Below are 1581 nucleotides of genomic sequence, written 5' to 3'. Positions count from 1 at the left end.
CTCCTCGTCGCTTTCGTCGCGGCGTACCTGCGAGAGTCCGTGGACACCATACTGACCAACGACGCGGGTCTGCTGACAATCCAGACGAACGACTCGCCGCACACGCGAGAGCTCCGCGATCTGCGTCTGCGGCTCGTCGAGGCGGCGGCGGGTACCGGGTTCGATGTCTCCCGGTTCTTTGCGGAGTTCGATCACCCGTGGCTGTGCCACCATCGGCTGTTCGATCAGATTCGGACGGCTCTGGAACGGATCGGGCGGGAGGAAAGCCGCTACTCCGCCGAGGAGGCGCGGCTGGCAGCCGTGCCGCAGGCGGACGCGATGCGCGCTGTCTACGACGACCGAATCGCGGCGCTCGACGCCTGGCTGGATGGCAAGCCGGATGGCGGAGCCGACCTCGGAGAGCCGACCCCCGTCAAGCGATGGCTTGCCGCCGCCCTCCGCAAGAAGATGACGATCTTTCGGCACGATACGATCGCCGAGACCTTGGCTGTCTGAGCCATCGACTTGGCGCGCAAACGAGTCCCCAGTCGTCTGTGTCGAGGCGGCTGGGGACCCCTGCATACGCGTCAGACGGTTCCGCGCGCCCGTCTCACTGCGTACCGGACGCGCCGCCGACCGTGGGCTTGGGTGCGGTTGGCCTCTCGACTGCCGTCTTGTCCTTCCCGAGCAAGGTGAGAACCGACGACGGGTGCGCCGAGATGTACCACACGCCGGCGACGATCACGACGAACACGCCGATCAGGATGCCGCGAAACCATCCCGCCTCGAACAGGCTCGGAGCGGCTGACGACGTGTCTTGTTTCATGGTGAGTCTCCTTCGCGGGCGGTTCCGGCTCACGCCTGGAACCGCTAGCGTACTGGTGAATGCTTGCGACGGCGCGACGCGGAGAGATTGGCTGCCAGCGTAAACAGCACGCCGACGCATGCGACTGTGACGAGAGCGATTGCCATGGGCTCGCCCATGAGAGTGCTCCTCTCAGACTGCTGCGATGCCGTACGGATGCGGACGATGGCTTTAGGAAACCGAGAGGGGATAGGCAGGCGGAGCGCGGTCCGGGGCGGACAGAAAATGACGAGAAGGAAGCGAGCGTTCGTTGCGCCGTTCGCGGCGTAGCGGCTCAGCCGACGCCAGCACGGTCGAGCGATCGCATTCGGGCGGCGTGCCGTCTGCTTGGGCGAGCAGTGGCGACTTGGCGGTTGGCGCGGCGGTTCCGCCGATCTCCGCGTCGGGGATGACGCCGCAGATGGCATCCGGCGAGCACGAGAGGACGGATCCGTTGGCAGGTCGGCCGGAGCGTCGCTCGTCGGCGCCAGGGTGCGCCAAGAGAGACAGCATCGGCGCCCAGAGGGTCGATCCCGCCTACACGTTCTGCTTCGAGGCGAGCTCCGACACAAAGCGCCGCGTGCTTGAGATCGCGGACGACCTGAATCGGTGGGTTCGTGGCGGAACCGTGAGCGTTACCACGCCGCCGCTCGGGGAGCGCACGGAGCTGAAGCGCCTCCTCGTCGCTTTCGTCGCGGCGTACCTGCGAGAGTCCGTGGACACCATACTGACCAACGACGCGGGTCTGCTGACAATCC

The 1581-nt window shown here is 66.5% G+C and carries 2 protein-coding genes; one reads left to right on the top strand and one right to left on the bottom strand.

Features of this window, described 5'->3' with window-relative positions:
* Nucleotides 1-589: 589 nt before the first annotated feature.
* Nucleotides 590-805: a hypothetical protein gene (locus FJZ36_19380; protein ID MBM3217060.1), complete on the bottom strand. Its 216-nt coding sequence runs from the start codon at nt 803-805 to the stop codon at nt 590-592.
* 289 nt (nt 806-1094) lie between these two features.
* On the opposite strand from FJZ36_19380, the gene FJZ36_19375 reads away from it, so the two are divergent.
* Nucleotides 1095-1581 (top strand): hypothetical protein (locus tag FJZ36_19375; GenBank protein MBM3217059.1); only part of this gene is annotated, 487 nt, incomplete at its 3' end.

This window comes from Candidatus Poribacteria bacterium (assembly GCA_016866785.1).
Classification (GTDB): Bacteria; Poribacteria; WGA-4E.
This window is presented reverse-complemented; position numbering and strand designations above follow the sequence as displayed.